This window comes from Gordonibacter massiliensis (ex Traore et al. 2017) (genome assembly GCF_019731765.1).
GTDB classification, from domain to species: domain Bacteria; phylum Actinomycetota; class Coriobacteriia; order Coriobacteriales; family Eggerthellaceae; genus Gordonibacter; species Gordonibacter massiliensis.
Window position 1 is genome coordinate 1 of the sequence record NZ_JAASIO010000004.1, and the last position, 17,549, is coordinate 17,549.

A 17,549-nucleotide genomic window follows, 5' to 3' on the forward strand; every position below is an offset into this window, starting at 1 on the left:
ATGGAAACGATTGTCGCCCAACCCACGATTTGCATAAAGGAGGCTTCACCGATTCTCATCGGTCATATTCTTTAACAGCGGACTCTTGGATTCGAGAGATTTCTCCATCTCGGCGAGTCCGACAAGGACTGCGCCCCAATGGAGCGATGTGCGGGAACCGTGTTCCCGATGGGCGGTTTGCGGGTGCCGCCTTTTGCGCACCTCCCGCAAAGCGCTTTCCGTTCCCGGTCTGCATCCGCTTCGGGCGTTCAACGCTCCAATCTCGCCATACGGCGGCTTGTTCGCCATACGACCGCTTGTGTTTGTTCCTTGACGGAGGTGCGACGGTGGTGTGGCGGAAGGCGTAGCTGCTGGTGGGCTTCGGTATAGTGGCAGACATGAAGAAATCCGAAGCGTTGAACATACTGGGGTTATCCGACGGAGCCACCGACGACGAGGTCAAGCGGGCCCATCGCAAGCTCGTGGTCGCCCATCACCCGGACAAGTTCGCCTTGGATTCGAAGGAGCGCGCCGAGGCCGAGGAGCTCACGAAGCGCATCAACGAAGCCCGCGACGTGCTGTTGAACCGATCGTGGACGCCCGAGTTCGATCCGCGTCGCGACCCGCGCCCCTATGCGAACAATCCCTACGCGCACCCCGGCTCGTACGGAACGCCCGCAGGTCGACCCGCCCCGGGCGGGGGAGGCGCGCAGGACCCGTTCGCGGGCTGGCCGTTCGGCGTAGGGCAGGAGCCGGGACGTACCACGTACGTGTGGACGTCGTGGGACGGAACCCGGACGGCCGGCGGGCAGGGTGCGCCGTTCGACCCCTTCGACGCGTTCGACCCCTTCGCCCCGTTCCGCGCGGCGGAACCGCGCAAAACGCCGCAGGAGGTGCTGGCCGAGGCGACGCGCGCCCTCAAGAACGAGGCGGTCGTCGTGGCCGTCAAGGCGGCGGTGCTTGCGGTGGCCGCGCTTTTGGGCACGGCGGCCACGGGGCTGTTCTTCTACGTGGTGGTCTCGCTCGTCTACGGCCTTTGGAAGCGGCTCGGCAGCTGCCTCATCGGCCTTATCGTTCCCATCGCGCTCGTGGGAGCGCCTTTCGTGTTCCTCATCGCGCCGAAGCAGGGGGCCGTGACCGTGGTGCTGGCCATCGCGTTCCTTGCGGCCGTGCTGTTCGACGTGACGAACCTGCGCGACCGCGCCCGCGCCTATCGCGCGGCGAAGCGGATCCAGTAAATCGTTGAAACGGGGTCGACTCCGCTCCGCGCATCTCGCGGCCTCCGCAAAGGCGCGCCCCGCCGGCCAAGCCGTCCCCTTCGGGCCTCCACAGGCTCGTGCTATACTAACTATTTTAGATACTGTTAAGCGGGAAGGGTTCGGTTGAAGAAAGCGCTGCTGCTCGTTCTCGGCATCGTCGCGGTGTGCTTTCTCATCGCGAACGCCGACTATCTGGCGAGCTTCCTCGCCACGCTCCAGACCGGCGCGCTCGTGCCGCTTGTCGTGGCTTGCGTGCTCATGCTGGCGCGCCACCTGGTGCAGGCGGCCTCCTACGACGCGGCCTTCGAGGCCGTGGGGCACAAGACCGGCTTCTGGCACAACGTCATCCTCATATTCTCCCTCGTGTTCATCAACACGTTCTGCCTGTTCTCGGGCGCCACGGGCGTGGCGTTCATCATCGACGACGCGCACCGCCGGGGCTGCGACGCCGGCCAGTCCACTTCGGGCGCCATCCTCTCGCAGATCGGCTACTTCGCGGCCATCCTCGTCATCTCGGTCATCGGGTTCCTCACCATGCTCGTTTCCGGCTCCATGAACACGCTCTTCCTCGTGGGCGGGCTGGCGCTGGCGGCCGTGCTGGCCGTGCTGTCCAGCCTGTTCGTGGCGGGCTATCGCAAGCCGCGCATCCTGTTCCGCGTGTTTCTGGGCGTGGAGGCGCTGGCGAACAAGCTGCTCGGCCTGCTGAAGAAGCACCTGAAGGCCGGCTGGGGGCGCAAGATGGCGGCCTCGTTCATCTCGTCGGCCGGCATCCTGGCGAAGAACCCGCAGGGCACGCTCGTCACGGTGGCCTACGCCTCTTTCTCGGCCATCCTCAACATGGCGTGCCTCGTGGCCATCGGCTACGCGTTCGGCTTCGATCACGTGACCGCGCTCGTGGCGGCGTTCGCCGTGGCGGCCATCTCGGTCATCTTGAGCCCCACGCCGCAGGGCGTGGGCGTGGTGGAGGCGGCCATCGCGGCCATCCTCACGGCGCACGGCTGCTCGCTCGCCACGGCCACGGCCATCGCGCTCGTGTACCGCGGCATCATGTTCTGGATCCCGTTCTGCATCGGCGCCGTGCTGCTCTCCCAGTCCGGCTTCTTCGCCGACAAGAAGAATCCTACCGAGGAGCAGCGCCACAAGGACATCGGCTGGATAGCAGGCACGCTCGTGCTCGTGGTGGGCCTGGTGAACTTGGGGCTGGCCCTCATTCCCAAGACGTTCGAGCCGTTCATGGCGCTCACCGAGTGGATCAACATAGGGGGTTTGCTCATAGGTCCGGCGCTCATCGTGGGCAGCGTCGCTTTAATCGTGTTGGCCGTGGGGCTCATCCTGCGCTTTCGCACGGCGTGGGCGCTCACCGTGTGCGCGCTCGTTCTGCTGGCCGGCGCGGAGTTTTTGTACGTGAACACGTGGCAGGTGGCCGTGGCCGCCGTGGTGCTCACGGTTTGGCTGTTCTGGAAGCGCGCGGCGTTCGATCGCCCCGTGGTGCTCAAGGGCGACGCCGCCCGCATCGCGCGCGAGTTCCGCGAGAACGTGGCGCGGTTCGACCGGTGGCGCTCCGCGCGCCGCGCCGCCCGTGACGCGCGGCCGGGCGAAGCCGACGCTGCGGATTCCAGCACCTCTGCGCCCGCGCACGGCGAGGAGCCGGGAGCGCGGGGCGCTTCGGCCAAGAGGCGCTTCGGTATCAGCCTGAGAACCGACCGCCCGCACCGCGTCGCCGCGAAACCGGCGGATCAACCGCGCAAAACAAGTTGGGAACAGCAGGCCGAAAAGGGCGCGCTGCTCATGCGGCAGGTTGAGCGGGAAGGTATACTGGTGGGCGAAACATCTGCTAAGGAGGATCAACCGTCATGATAGTGCTCGACGAGCCGTACGTATCCGAACCCCTGATCGACTGGCTCGAGCAGTCGCAGCATCCCGTGCTGGGCAACGCCGTCGGCCGCGCGCTGGCCGAGGGCGGCCGCCGCCTCAACCTCGTGGACGAGGACGAGGCCACCCGCCGCATCGACGAAGGCGAGCGCGTGTACACGAACTCCGAGAACGCGCTGGCGTGGATCGTGGACAACACGGCCAACGCGCCGCTCGCCCGCGCCATCGACCTGTTCAAGGACAAGGCGGCCATGCGCCGCGCGTTGGCAGGGCTCGATCCCGACCTGTTCTTCAAGACGTGCTCCATCGACGAGCTGTTTAAGCTCGATTTCGGTCGCTTGCCCGTGCCGTTCGTGCTCAAGCCCTCCGTGGGCTTCTGCAGCGTGGGCGTGTACGCCATCCAAGGCCGCGAGGACTGGGAGCGCGCCTTGGCCGACATCCAGAAGAACGCCTCCAGCTGGCACGAGATGTACCCGGAGAGCGTCATCGGCTCCGGCTCGTTCATCCTGGAAGGCTACGTGGACGGCACGGAGTACGCCCTCGACGCCTACTTCGACGAGCAGGGCCGGGCGCATATCCTGAACGTGCTGCGCCACGACTTCGCCTCGGCCGAGGACACGAGCGACCGCATGTACGTGACGAGCGCCGCCATCGTGCGCGACAACGCCCGCACGTTCGTCACCTGGCTCGACCGGGTGAACGCGCTCGTGGGCGCGCGGAACTTCCCCGTGCACGTGGAGGTGCGCGTCGACGACGGGCACGTGTGCCCCATCGAGTTCAACCCGCTGCGCTTCGCGGGCCTGGGCGGCACGGACGTGAGCTACTACGCCTACGGCTACCGCACCTACGAGGCGTTCCTCGAGGAAACCCAGCCCGATTTCGGCGCCGCGTTCTCCGGCAAGGAGGACAAGGTCTATACCATGTCGCTGCTCAACCCGCCGGCGGGCGTCACGGGCGACGAGCGCTTCGACTACGACGCGCTGCGCGCCCGCTTCTCCCATGTGCTCGAGCTGCGTCCCTTCGATGTGAAGCGCATCGGCAACTACGGCTTCCTGTTCTTGGAGACCGACGCCGAAACGGCTGACGAACTGCGCTTCTTGCAGGGCACCGACCTCTGGGAGTTCCTCCGCTAACGGCGGGGGACGCGGGCGCGACCGATGGAACGAAACGGGGTGGGCCGGTGAAGCTCAACGTGCGCAACCTGCTCATCGGGCTCGTCATCGTCATCGTGCTCGCCGTGGTGCTGCTGCGCGGCGACCAGCTGGTCGAGCTCGTGGAGACCATGAAGAAGGGCGCGGCCATCCCGCTCATCGCGGCTTTGTGCACGCAGCTGGGCAAGTACTTCTCGCAAAGCTTCGCCTACTCGTTCGCGTTCGAGGCCGTGGACGAGCGCATGGACCCGCGTTCCACGTTGCCGCTCGTGTTCGGCACGTTCTTCATGAACACCATCGCCCCCTCGCTGAACCTGGCCGGCACCACGCTCGTCGTGGACGACGCGCGGCGCCGGGGCATCGCGCCGGGGCGCGCCACGAGCGCGGCTTTGCTCATGCAGATCACCGTGGACTCGGGCTTCGCCACCATCATGCTCATCGGCTTCGCCATCCTCGCGCTCACCGTGGGGCTGTCGCCGCTGTGGTTCTTGCTGGGGCTGCTGGTCATCGCGCTGGTGAGCGTCATGGTGCTCATCCTGGTGCTGGGACGCAAGCGGCCCGCGCTCGTGCTGCGCGCCCTGCGCCCCATCGAGCGGCTGGTGGACCGCGTCCGCGCGCGCTTCAAGAAGGCCCCGCTCGACCCGTGGGTGGAGCGCGCGGTGGGCTCGTTCTCCGACGCGGCCGGCCTCATCGCGCACAACCCGAAGGCCACGGCCAAGACGTTCGGGTGCTCCATCGTGGCCTCCCTGTGCGAGCTCGCCTGCTTCTCGCTCGTGGGCCTGGGTTTCGGCGTCACGGTGCCCGAGTCCCTCATCTGCGGCTACGTGGTGGCAACCCTGTTCGCCATGATATCCATCACGCCGCAGGGCGTGGGCGTGGTCGAGGCGGCCGTCGTGGTGGCGTTCACGTCGTTCGGCGTGTCCGGCGCGGCGGGCCTGTCCATCGCGCTCGTGTACCGCGGCATCGTGTTCTGGATGCCGTTCCTCATAGGGGCCATCCTCATTCAAACGACGAAGACGTTCAAGCACGAGGCGAAGAAGACCGTGCGGGCCTCCGCCAAGCGCGACCGCATGCGCAACGTCGAGCAGCAGGCGAAGCGCCTGGACGAGGCCAAGGCCCGGGACGCACGGCCGATCGTCGCGGCGGATCTGCGCCCTGTGCCCGCCGGGGAGCCCGTGCACCCGCCCCGCCCCGAGGATGCGCCCGGGCGCGCCGGCGACGCGCAGGGCGGCCCTTCGGCCGAGCCCGTCGAGCCTGTCGCGGGCTCTTCCGCACGCACGTCCCAAGGATCGGTTCCCCGGTCGCCGCACGGTTCGGGAGGCCAGGGCGAGCGCTGAGGGCGCTGCGCCGCGCGGCCCTGCACGTCGGCCTCTAAAACAGCGTCAATCAAGGGTTTATGGCACGGGGAAGGTTATCATGCTATAGAATAGCTGGATGGTAACATCACAACCGGACGCAGGATCCGCTTGCAGAACGGGGGACGTATGAAACGTAGAGGGATGATCGGCGCCGCGATGGCGTTTGCGCTGGCGGGGGTTTTGGCTTGCGCCGGCTGCGCCAGCGGGCAAGGGGCTTCGTCCGGCACGGGCAAGGCTTCCGTGCTCGACCCGTCCGATCCCGTTCAGGTTGAGCTGTGGACCTACTACAACGGCACGCAGCAGCAGGCGTTCGAAGAGCTCGTCAAGGAGTTCAACGCGGGTCGCGGCAAGGACGTGGGCGTCGTGGTCACCAGCTCCAGCCAAGGCGGCGTGAACGACCTCGCCGCCGCCGTGACGGATTCCGCGCAGGAGCTCGTGGGCTCGGCGGCCATGCCCGACGCGTTCCTCTCCTATTCCGACACCGCGTCGGTCATCGACGGGTTCGGTCGCGTGGCCGACCTTTCGGGATACCTGACCGACGAGGAGAAGGCCCAGTACGTGGACGACTTCATGGCCGAGGGCGACATCAACGGCAACGGCGGCCTGAAGGTGTTCCCGGTGGGCAAGTCCACCGAGACGCTGCAGATCAACCTGACCGACTGGCAGAAGTTCGCCGACGCCACGGGCTCGTCGCTCGACGAGCTCTCCACCATCGAGGGCGTCACGGCCGTGGCCCAGCGCTATTACGAGTGGACCGACGCGCAGACGCCGGACGTGGAGGGCGACGGCAGCCCGTTCTTCGGCCGAGACGCCATGGCGAACTACTTCGTCTGCGGCTCGCGGCAGCTGGGGCACGACGTGTTCGACATCGAGAACGGCACGTGCAGCCTCAACCTCGACCGCGCTACCATGAAGACGCTCTGGGACAACTACTACGTGCCCATGGTGCAGGGCTGGTTCTCCGCCGAGGGCAAGTTCCGCTCCGACGCCGTGAAGACGGGCAACCTCGTCTGCTACGTGGGATCGTCCTCGTCGGTGGTGTACTTCCCGAAGACCGTCACGGTCGACGACGCCACGAGCTATCCCATCGAGCTGGCCGCCCTGTCCAACCCCACGTTCAAAAACGGCAAGCCGTGCTCGCCGCAGCAGGGCGCCGGCTTCGTGGTGACGAAGTCCGACGAGCGCAAGGAGACCGCCTGCGTCGAGTTCCTGAAGTGGTTCACCGACAAGGAGCAGAATACGGCCTTCTCCATCAGCGCCGGCTACGTGCCCGTGAAGAAGGACGCGCTCACGCTCGACAACCTGGAGACGGCGGCGAAGGCCGTGGAGGGAACGTCGGAGAACTACCTGGTCAACCTGCCGGCCACGCTCGACACCATCGAGGCGGGCGTGTACGCCAATCCGCCGTTCAAGGGCGGTGTCGAGGCGCGCGCCGTGCTGGAGAAGTCGCTTTCCGACAAGGCCGTGGCCGATCGCGCCGCCGTGGCGGCAGCCGTCGCGGCCGGTGCGAAGCCGGCCGACGCCGTGGCCCCGTACCTCGAGGACGCCGTGTTCGACGCGTGGCTCGCCGATTTCACCGCGCAGCTCGAGGCGGTCATCGCCTAGCGCGCATCGCCTTCGCAGGGAGGGCGGGGAAGGAAGAGCAACGAGGGAATGATTCCGGCGATCGGAAAAACGCGGGGCGTTCGGCGAGGACTGACGTTCAAGGTCCTGGTCGTGGTGCCCTTCTGCATCGCCCTTGCCATCCAGGGCCTGGTGTCGGTGGGCGTGCTGGCGCGCAGCCAGACGCTCGAGCAGATGGAGGTCGACGCCTACGATCTGTTCTCGGAGCGCGTGTCGAGCCGTGCCGGGTACCTGGAAAACGACATGATATTCCGCTGGTCCGATTTCGACGCGGTCGTCGACAGCGTGGGCTCTCGCGTGGCGAACGTGCTCGCGGCGAGCGGCTCCGCGGCGACCGACGCGACTCCCGGCTCCAGCCTGTCGCTGGACGTCCTCGACGCGTCGGCCGACGACCTTCTGTCGTTCACGCGTCGCGCCGAGGTGGACGGCGTGTACCTCGTGCTCGCCAACGCCGAGGGGGACGCAACCGAGGACGGCGGGCATTCGGCCCTTTACATCCGCGACTCGAACCCCAAGGTGGACGTGCCGAATGGGTCGGATTTGCTGCTCGCGGCCTGTCCCATCAGCGTGGCGCGGCGCCTGGGCATCGCGCTCGACAGCCAGTGGTCGGCCACGTTCCCGCTCGCCGCCGAGGGCGAGGACCAAAGCTCGTTCTACTACAAGCCGCTGCGCGCCGCCCAGCAGTATCCCGACGCCGACGTGAACGACCTGGGCTACTGGGGACGCCCCGTGGATCTCGGTTGGACGGGAACGCAGTCCGTCACGTACAGCAAGCCCATCAGGGACGCGGCGGGCGACGTCGTGGGCGTGCTGGGCGTGGAGGTGCGACTCGACCGTATAACCGCCTTCTTCCCCTACAGCGAGCTCAACACGTCGGGGGGCGGCTCCTACCTGCTCGCCATAACGGGCGAGGAAGGCGGTTTCGCACGCGATGAAGGCGCCTCGCCCCTGCCCGGACAGCCGCGCACCTACGACGTGCTCGCGACCACGGGGGCGTCGCAGAGCCTCTACGTGGAGGGAGGCTCGTTCACGGCGGCGCTCGACGACAAGGGCCGCATGACGGTGGACGCGGCCGCCGGCGCGTCCTCGGACGCCCGGGCCGGTGCCAGCGCCGCGGAGATCAAGCTCTACAACAGCACGTCGCCGTTCGCCTCGGAGCATTGGGCCCTCGTCGGGCTCGAGCGCGAGGACGACCTGTTCTCGGCGTCGCGCCTGCTTTCCGACAGCCTGGTGAAAGTGTTCGTCGCCTCCATCGTCATCGGCGTGATCATCGCCGTGTTCACGGCCTGGGTGTCGTCGTCGCGCCTGCGCCACCTTATGAAGGAGGTGCGCGCCGCCAGCCCCGACCAGCCCATATCGTTCACGCCCACCGGCATCGTGGAGGTCGACGAGCTTTCGGACGCCATCGAGCTCATGAACGCCGAGGTGGTTTCGGTGGCGTCGCGCCTGTCGCAGGTCCTCAAGCTGTCCGACCGCTCCATCGCCGCGTTCGAATGCAACTTGGAAACCCGCACGGCTTCGTACACCGACAGCTTCTTCGACACGATGGGCGTCGTGCTTCCGCCGAACGCTCCCGCCGCCCCCCTCGAGGGCGACGGCGGGGCGGGCGGCACCATGCCGCTCGCCGCGTTCAAGGACCTGCTCGAATCGCTCCGGCCCAACTACGAGCAGGAGTCCGAGAACCGCTGGATCGCGTCGGACCGGGACGGCCGCCGCTGGGTGCGCATCGTGTCGGTGTCGAGCTCCGACAGCACGCGGATCTACGGCTTGGTGGAGGACGTGACCGACGAGATAGCCACGCGCCGCCGCATCGAGCACGAGCGCGACCACGACGTGCTGACGGGCCTGCTGAACCGTCGCGCGTTCGAACAGTCCGTCACCGAGCGGCTGGCGTGCGACCCTCCGGCGTTCGGCGCCATGCTCATGCTGGACTTGGACAACCTGAAGTACATCAACGACACCTACGGCCACGACTGGGGCGACCACTACATCAAGGCCGCGGCTGACGTCGTCGAGCGCACGTTCGCGGGCGAGGGCTTCTGCGCCCGCATCTCGGGCGACGAGTTCCTCGTGTTCGTGGATCGCTGCGAGAGCGCCGAGGAGGCGAACCGCCTGTTCGACGCGTTCATGGGCGCGCTCGATTCGAGCATGCTCGAGGCGCCTGACGCCACGGTGCTCAAGGTGCGCGCGTCGGTGGGCGTGGCGTGCTACCCCGACGACGCCGTCGACTTCGCCCACCTGCGCGAATACGCCGACTTCGCCATGTACGAGGCCAAGAGCCACCGCAAGGGCGCGCTCCTGCGCTTCGACCCCAAGAGCCACGAGCAGGGCGCGTTCATCCTCAACAACAAGGAGGACCTCAACCACCTGCTGGACGAGAACCTGGTGGACTACCACTTCCAGCCCATCGTCGACGCGCGCATGGGCGAGGCGGCGGCCTACGAGGCGCTCATGCGGCCGCAGATGCCGTCCATCGCGACGCCGGACCGCGTGCTGCTGCTCGCGCGCTCCCAGTCGAAGCTCTACCGGGTGGAGCATCTCACGTTCTTCGGCGCCCTGGGCGCCTTCGCCCAGCACGATTGCGCCGGCGACGCCGTGCTGTTCGTGAACAGCATAGCCACGCAGCGCCTGTCCTCCGACGACGAGGTGGAGCTGCAGGAGCGGTTCGGCCCCCTGCTCAAGCGCCTGGTCATCGAGATCACGGAAAGCGAGTACAGCCGCGAGATGGCGCTGTACAAGGAGGGCCTCGCGCGGCGCTGGGGCGCGCGGCTCGCCATCGACGACTTCGGCAGCGGCTACAACGGGGAGACCTCGCTTTTGGACTACCACGTGGACTTCGTCAAGCTGGACATGGGCGTCGTGCGCAACATCGACAGTATCAAGGACCATCAAGACATCGCGCGGAACCTCGTGGGCTACGCGCACGACCGAGGCATCAGGGTCATCGCCGAGGGCGTCGAGACGGAAGAGGAGCTGCGCGCCGTCATCGAGCTCAAGGTGGACTACATCCAAGGCTACCTGGTGGGCAAGCCGGCCCCCGTGCCGCCCGTCGTGCCCGAATTCGTGAAGGAGCTCATCCGCACGCTGGCCGGCACGCGCTGACGCACCGAAACGCTCCCTGCCCCAAACGGCGTCAGGCGCCTTGTGGGGCACTTCGGGACGTGCGGGCTCGCTTGCGGACAGGTTCGAATCTCTGACCGTCGCCCGCTCGCGGCAACTGCGTCTATACTATGTAGGGGTCGGGCTGCCGCCCGCCCGGCGCGATAAACCATCCGAACGCTAGCCGTTCGACGCCGCGCGCCGGGCGCGCTGGAGCGCGAACCCCACGATGTTTTTGCAAAGGAGCGATGTGCTATGGCTTTGACGGACTTGCTGGGCATCGAGGTGGTGTCGGAGGGTGCCGAGCGCGCGGAGGCGGCCATGCCCGTCACGCCCGATCTGCACCAGCCCTTCGGCTTCCTGCACGGGGGAGCCACCATAGCGCTTTTGGAGACGGTCGCGAGCGTGGGCGCCGGGTGCCGTGCCGACTTCGACCGCGAGCGCCCCTTCGGCGTGGACGTGCACGTGCGCCATCGCAAAAGCGCCCAAGAGGGAACGCTTCATGCCGTGGCCGAGCTCGACCGCGAGGAGCCCTCGCGCGCGGGCGGACGCAAGCAGTTCTGGAACGTGGTTGCCACCGACGACGCGGGCGACGTGGTGTCCGAGGGCGTGGTGGTCACGAAGATCGTGTCGCTCGAGCGCCTGGCCGAGAAAGAGCGCGAGCGCGCCGCCGCACGGTCGGAACCCGCATAAAGCCTGCCCCGCCGGGCGCGGAAGGCGTCGGGCCGATACAAATCTTCACCATAAGTGGGCATATTTCCTGTTGCAAACGCCGCGGTTGTGCTATCATATCCGTCGCTGCAACAAGCAGCTTACGGGTTGTGGCTCAGCTTGGTAGAGCGCTGCGTTCGGGACGCAGAGGCCGCAGGTTCAAATCCTGTCAACCCGACCAGGAACCAAAGGGATGTAACTTTCAAGGAGCATCCCTTTTTTGCATAGTGTGTGCTACTCTGACGGGGTTAGAGTGGACGGAGCGTGCGTCCTGCGCGGACGCTCCGGACGACAAGCTTGGAGGAACGTATGAAAATCCTGGGTATGGGCATGCCGGAGCTGCTGATCATCCTGGCAGTCATCCTGCTGATCTTCGGGCCGAAGAACCTTCCGAAGCTCGGCGGCGCCATCGGCAAGACCGTCAAGAACCTGCGCGAGGGCATGGGCGGCGGCAAGGCCATCGAGGAAGCCGAGGACGAGGACGAGGAAGTCATCGAAGAGGTCGAGGAAGAGAAGCCGGCCCCCAAGAAGACCACCACGACCGCGAAGAAGACCACGGCGGCCAAGAAGAAGGCCGAATAGCGCGGCGCAAGCGAATCGGTTCGCGGTATGTGCCCACGGTTCGGCCGGGCGCATACCGCTTTTTTGTATATCGTCCGACGCTTCGTCGGAAGCACCCCACGACCCAACCTATGAAAACCGCACGCTTGGCAATCGAGCGTGCCTGTTGTATGTAATCGGACAGGTGAGACAGCAATGGCGAACGAAAACTTCATCCTCACGCAAGAGGGCAAGGAAAAGCTCGAGGAGGAACTGCACTACCTCGAGACGGAGAAGCGCGCCGAGATCGGCGAGCGCATCAAGGTGGCGCGCGAGTTCGGCGACATCTCCGAGAACTCCGAGTACGACGACGCGAAGAACGAGCAGGGCATGATGGAGGCGCGCATCGCCGAGATCAGCCGCATCCTCTCCGAGGCCACCGTGGTGAACACGCCGAAGCGTTCGAGCAAGGTGAACATCGGCTCCACCGTCACGGTCGACATGGGCGGCAAAGAGCGCGTGTTCACGATCGTCGGCGGCGCCGAAAGCGACGCGGCGGCCGGCAAGATCAGCAACGAGTCGCCGGTGGGCGCGGCGCTGCTGGGCCACAAGAAGGGCGACAAGGTGGAGACCACGGGCCCGACCGGCCGCGACATCTCCATGACCATCATCAAAATCGAACATTAAGGTTCCGCCGGCCTGCCGGCCAGCGGAACCTGCCGACGCTGCGGTTCGAGTTCCGCCGGCCTGCCGGCCAGCGGAACCTGCCGACGCTGCGGGCCTCTGTAGCACCCCGCCTTGGCGCGCTGACGAAAGCTCACGTACCCAAGGTACGCTTCGCTTTCGCCATCACGCCAATTCGGGGCACCACAGAGGCCCTCGCTGATTTACTACGCCAACCTGCGCGGCAGTTTTCGCGCTTCGCGCGAACGGGCGATCAGGAGATCGCCCCTACGGTCTACCTGGGCGGCGATTTTCGCGCAAGGCGCGAAGGGTTCGGCCCTGACGGGCGAACCCGAATATGCGGGCTGTACGAGATTGAGGGGCACTTACATGAGCGACACCACGAACACCAACCCTGACGCGAACCCCGAGGCGCAGGTCGTCGAAGACGACCCCATTGCGGTGCGTCTGGCCAAGCGCGAGGCGCTGATGGCGGCGGGCAAGGACCCGTACGGCCACGCTTATCGCTACTCGCACCATTTGGCCGACCTGGTCGAGCAGTACGCCCACCTCGAGGACGGCGCGTCCACCGAGGACGAGGTGCAGGTGGCCGGCCGCGTCATGGCGAAGCGCGACCAGGGCAAGCTCGCCTTCCTCGAGCTGCGCGACTCCACGGGCGACATGCAGCTGTTCTGCCGCATCAACGCGCTGGGCGAGGACGCGTTCGCTGAGCTCAAGGACCTCGACGTGGGCGACTGGATCGGCGTGCGCGGCACGATGATGCGCACGAAGCGCGGGCAGCTGTCCGTGGCCGTGGCGTCGTTCGAGCTGCTCAGCAAGTCGCTGCGCCCGCTTCCCGAGAAGTTCCACGGCCTGGCCGACAAGGAGACGCGCTACCGCCAGCGCTACGTGGATCTGGTCATGAATCCCGAGGTCAAGGGCACGTTCGAGAAGCGCTTCAAGGTCATCTCCGCCATCCGCCGCTACATGGAGGACCACGGCTACTACGAGGTGGAGACGCCCATCCTGCACCCCATCCTCGGCGGCGCGAACGCGCGTCCCTTCGTCACGCACCACAACGCGCTCGACAAGGACTTCTACCTGCGCATCGCCACTGAGCTGCACCTCAAGCGCCTGCTGGTGGGCGGCTTCGAGAAGGTGTTCGAGATCGGGCGCCAGTTCCGCAACGAGGGCATGGACCCGTACCATAACCCCGAGTTCACCACGATGGAGTTCTACCAGGCGTTCAGCGACCTGGAGGGCATGATGGAGCTCACGCAGGGCGTCATCCAGGCGGCGGCGCTCGCGGCGTGCGGCACGATGCAGGTGGAGTACCAAGGCGCGCAGGTCGACCTGGGCGGCACGTGGTGCCGCGCCACCATGATCGAGCTGGCCAGCGAGGGCGCGGGCGAGGACGTGAGCTTCGCGCGCACCCGCGACGAGCTCGTGGCCATCCTCGAGCGCAACGGCGGCCACGCCGAGGACGCATGGGGCAAGGGCAAGCTCATCGCCGAGATCTTCGAGGCCGTGGCCGAGGAGAAGCTCATCCAGCCCACGTTCGTGACGGAGCACCCCCTCGAGGTGTCGCCGCTGGCCAAGAAGAAGGCGGGCGACCCCAACCTCACCGAGCGCTTCGAGCTGTTCATCTGCGGCCACGAGTACGCCAACGCCTTCGGCGAGCTGAACGACCCGGTCGACCAGGCCGAGCGCTTCCGCAAGCAGGTGGAGGCGAAGGACCTGGGCGACGACGAGGCCATGGGCTACGACGACGACTACGTGCGCGCGCTGGAGTACGGCATGCCCCCGGCGGGCGGCTGCGGCATCGGCATCGACCGCCTGGTCATGCTGCTCACCGACGCCCCGTCCATCCGCGACGTGCTGCTGTTTCCCCACATGCGCGACGAGGCCCCGGCGGGCGGACGTCCGCGCGCTGCCGCGCCGGTCGCAGCCGAGGCGGCTCCCGCTTCGGCAGCCGCGCCCATCGATTTCTCGAAGGTGGTTATCGAGCCGCTGTTCGAGGACGAGGTGGACTTCGACACGTTCAGCAAGTCGGACTTCCGCGCCGTGAAGGTGAAGGAGTGCGTCGCCGTTCCCAAGAGCAAGAAGCTGCTGCAGTTCACGCTCGACGACGGCACGGGCGCCGACCGCGTCATCCTGTCCGGCATCCACGCGTACTACGAGCCGGAGGAGCTGACGGGCCGCACGCTCATCGCCATCACGAACCTGCCGCCCCGCAAGATGATGGGCGTCGACTCGTGCGGTATGCTGCTCTCGGCCATTCACGAGGAGCCGGGCGAGAACGGCGAGCCTGAGGAGCGTCTGAACCTGCTGATGGTGGACGACCGCATCCCCGCCGGCGCCAAGCTGTACTAAGGCATCTGCGACAAACGACTTCGAACAAGGCCGCCCGGGCGCAACGTCGCCCGGGCGGCCTTTTCCCGTACGTTTCAAACACGCGTCAAACGTGAGCACTTTTGGAGGCATCGAGCGGTACGGAGGCGCGCCGGCTGGGGTCGTGATAGGATGGAACGGTCGCCGGTCGCCTGCGCTTGTGGAGCGGACGTGTGCGGCTATATGCTGTATTGGCACTCTCATAAGAGGAGTGCTAAGATGGCACAGAACCATACGATAGACTCTGCGAGAATAGAGGCTAGCATGTCATTTGAGAAGTTTACGGACAAAGCGCGCAAGGTGCTCGTCCTGGCGCAGGACGAGGCCCGCTCGCTCCATCAGCCCTACGTGGGCACCGAGCACATCCTGCTCGGCCTCATACAGGAAAAAGACGGCCTGGCCGCCCAGGCCCTCGACCGCCTGAACGTGAAGTACGACGGCGTCGTGCAGGCCATCCGCCAGACGGTGGCCATCGACGAGGACACCGACGTGTCCGGGCACCTGTCCTTCACGCCCCGCGTGAAGCGCGTGCTGGAGAACTCCCTGCGCGAGGCCATGCAGATGGGCCAATCCTACATATCCACCGAGCACTTGCTGCTGGGCATCGTGCGCGAGGGCGACGGCACCGCGCTCGAGGTGCTCACGCGCCTGGGCGTGTCGGGCGACGACGTGCGCAGCGCGCTGAACGACCTGGTGGGGCAGAGCCCCGTGTACGCCGGCCGCAACGCGTTCGACCCGCAGGGCAACGCGTCGGACAGCGTGCTGAAGGAGTTCGGCACCGACCTCACCAAGAAGGCGCGCGACGGCAAGCTCGACCCGGTCATCGGCCGTGCGGGCGAGATCGAGCGCGTCATGCAGGTGCTCTCCCGCCGCCAGAAGAACAACCCGCTGCTCATCGGCGAGCCCGGCGTGGGCAAGACCGCCGTGGCCGAGGGCCTGGCCCAGCTTATCGTGTCGAACCAGGTGCCGGACATTCTGCGCGACAAGCGCCTGTTCACGCTCGACGTGTCCGCGCTCGTGGCGGGATCGAAGTACCGCGGCGAGTTCGAGGAGCGCCTGAAGAAGTGCATCAAGGAGGTCATGGACGCGGGCGACATCATCCTGTTCATCGACGAGATGCACACGCTCATCGGCGCGGGATCTGCCGAGGGCTCCATCGACGCCGCCGCCATCCTGAAGCCGCCGCTGTCCCGCGGCGAGATCCAGGTCATCGGCGCCACCACCATCGACGAGTACCGCAAGCACCTGGAGAAAGACTCCGCGCTCGAGCGGCGCTTCCAGCCCATCACCGTGGGCGAGCCGAACGAGGAGCAGGCGCTGCGCATCATGGAGGGCCTGCGCGACCGTTACGAGGCGCACCACCAGGTGCACTTCACCGACGAGGCGCTGCAGGCGGCCGTGACGCTGGCCGACCGCTACATCCAGGACCGCTTCCTGCCCGACAAGGCCATCGACGTGCTCGACGAGGCCGGCGCCCGCATGCGCATCCGCAACATGACGTTGCCGAAGGAGCTGCGCGAGCTGGACGAGGAGCTGCGGAAGCTCCGCGGCGAGAAGGACAGCGCCATCGCGGCGCAGGACTTCGAGCGCGCCGCCCAGCTGCGCGACGAGGAGGCCAAGCTCAAGGAGAAGCGCCAGCAGGCCGAGAAGGACTGGGAGGAGAACGCCCAGAAGACCATCCAGCAGGTCACGGTGGAGGACATCGCCGACGTGGTGTCCATGACCACCGGTGTGCCCGTGAGCAACCTCACCGAGGCCGAGACCGAGAAGCTGCTGCGCATGGAAAGCGTGCTGCACGAGCGCGTGGTCGGCCAGGAAGAGGCCGTCACGGCGCTGTCGAAGGCCATCCGTCGCTCGCGTTCGGGCCTCAAGGACCCGAAACGCCCCGCCGGCTCGTTCATCTTCCTGGGCCCCTCGGGCGTGGGCAAGACGGAGCTGTCGAAGGCGCTGGCCGAGTTCCTGTTCAACTCCGAGGACGCGCTTTTGTCCTTCGACATGTCGGAGTACATGGAGAAGCATAGCGTGTCGCGCCTCGTGGGCTCGCCTCCGGGCTACGTGGGCTTCGACGAGGGCGGCCAGCTCACGAAGGCCGTGCGCCAGCGCCCCTACTCGGTGGTGCTGTTCGACGAGATCGAGAAGGCGCACCCCGACGTGTTCAACATCCTGCTCCAGATTCTGGAGGAGGGCCGCTTGACGGACGCGCAGGGCCGCACGGTGGACTTCCGCAACACGGTCATCATCATGACGTCGAACGTGGGCGCGCGCGAGATCGCGCAACCCACCACGCTGGGCTTCTCGACCGAGGAGCATGCGGGCCTCTCCGACAAGGAGATCAAGAGCCGCGTCATGTCCGAGATGAAGAAGCTGTTCAGGCCCGAGTTCCTGAACCGCATCGACGAGATCATCGTGTTCAAGAGCCTGAACGACGAGCAGATCGCCGAGATCGTGAAGCTCATGGTGGCCGATCTGCGCGAGCGCCTGATCGCGCAGAACATGTCCATCAACCTGACCGATGCGGCGTGCAAGCTCATCGCGAAGGAGGGCACCGACGCCACGTTCGGCGCCCGCCCGCTGCGCCGCGCCATCCAGCGCTTGCTGGAGGACCCGCTGTCCGAGGAGATCCTCGAGGGCAAATGGACCAGCGGCTCCATCATCGACGTGGACGCGGTGGACGGCGAGCTGGTGTTCACCCAGGGTTCGGGCGTGATCCCGGAGCCTCGGAAACGCGACAGCATAGCGAAGGACGCGGAGCTGCTGCTGACGAACTTCGATCTGGGCCACGCCGGCGTGAGCAGCGGCGGCGGCTCGATGTCGGGCGGCGCGTCCGACTAAGCTTTACCTGCACCGGAGAGCCCCTGTTCCCAAGCGGATCAGGGGCTTTTTCACGCCTGCCGCCCCGCTCG

General features: G+C 66.7%; 11 protein-coding genes and 1 tRNA gene. All 12 read left to right on the forward strand.

The window, feature by feature from the left end:
• Nucleotides 1-377: 377 nt before the first annotated feature.
• The 12 genes from HCH03_RS06075 (at nucleotide 378) to HCH03_RS06130 (ending at nucleotide 17,478) form a co-directional block, all read left to right on the forward strand.
• Nucleotides 378-1,217, forward strand: a complete 840-nt coding sequence (locus HCH03_RS06075) for a J domain-containing protein (RefSeq protein ID WP_080143594.1) — start codon at nucleotides 378-380, stop codon at nucleotides 1,215-1,217.
• A 144-nt stretch (nucleotides 1,218-1,361) separates the two neighbouring features.
• A complete protein-coding gene (locus HCH03_RS06080; protein ID WP_221688769.1) occupies nucleotides 1,362-3,095 on the forward strand; it encodes a lysylphosphatidylglycerol synthase transmembrane domain-containing protein in 1,734 nt (577 codons plus the stop codon).
• A complete protein-coding gene (locus HCH03_RS06085; RefSeq protein ID WP_221688770.1) occupies nucleotides 3,092-4,243 on the forward strand; it encodes an ATP-grasp domain-containing protein in 1,152 nt (383 codons plus the stop codon). Before HCH03_RS06080 ends, HCH03_RS06085 begins: the two co-directional genes overlap by 4 nt.
• 47 nt (nucleotides 4,244-4,290) lie before the next feature.
• Complete coding sequence (locus HCH03_RS06090) at nucleotides 4,291-5,598, forward strand: YbhN family protein (RefSeq protein WP_368042425.1); 1,308 nt, start codon at nucleotides 4,291-4,293, stop codon at nucleotides 5,596-5,598.
• 147 nt (nucleotides 5,599-5,745) lie between these two features.
• On the forward strand, nucleotides 5,746-7,224 hold the full coding sequence (locus HCH03_RS06095) for an ABC transporter substrate-binding protein (protein WP_221688771.1): 1,479 nt from the start codon (nucleotides 5,746-5,748) through the stop codon (nucleotides 7,222-7,224).
• A gap of 48 nt (nucleotides 7,225-7,272) precedes the next feature.
• On the forward strand, nucleotides 7,273-10,344 hold the full coding sequence (locus tag HCH03_RS06100; RefSeq protein WP_246599780.1) for a bifunctional diguanylate cyclase/phosphodiesterase: 3,072 nt from the start codon (nucleotides 7,273-7,275) through the stop codon (nucleotides 10,342-10,344).
• A 252-nt stretch (nucleotides 10,345-10,596) separates the two neighbouring features.
• Nucleotides 10,597-11,034: a PaaI family thioesterase gene (locus HCH03_RS06105; protein WP_080143590.1), complete on the forward strand. Its 438-nt coding sequence runs from the start codon at nucleotides 10,597-10,599 to the stop codon at nucleotides 11,032-11,034.
• 122 nt (nucleotides 11,035-11,156) lie between these two features.
• Nucleotides 11,157-11,233, forward strand: a tRNA-Pro gene (locus HCH03_RS06110).
• A gap of 128 nt (nucleotides 11,234-11,361) precedes the next feature.
• Nucleotides 11,362-11,634: a twin-arginine translocase TatA/TatE family subunit gene (gene tatA / locus HCH03_RS06115; protein ID WP_080143589.1), complete on the forward strand. Its 273-nt coding sequence runs from the start codon at nucleotides 11,362-11,364 to the stop codon at nucleotides 11,632-11,634.
• Between the two features lie 174 nt (nucleotides 11,635-11,808).
• Nucleotides 11,809-12,279, forward strand: a complete 471-nt coding sequence (gene greA, locus HCH03_RS06120) for a transcription elongation factor GreA (protein WP_080143588.1) — start codon at nucleotides 11,809-11,811, stop codon at nucleotides 12,277-12,279.
• Between the two features lie 366 nt (nucleotides 12,280-12,645).
• Nucleotides 12,646-14,628, forward strand: coding sequence for a lysine--tRNA ligase (gene lysS, locus HCH03_RS06125; protein ID WP_221688772.1), 1,983 nt, complete (start codon nucleotides 12,646-12,648; stop codon nucleotides 14,626-14,628).
• A 282-nt stretch (nucleotides 14,629-14,910) separates the two neighbouring features.
• On the forward strand, nucleotides 14,911-17,478 hold the full coding sequence (locus HCH03_RS06130) for an ATP-dependent Clp protease ATP-binding subunit (RefSeq protein ID WP_221688773.1): 2,568 nt from the start codon (nucleotides 14,911-14,913) through the stop codon (nucleotides 17,476-17,478).
• The last annotated feature ends 71 nt before the right edge of the window (nucleotides 17,479-17,549 follow it).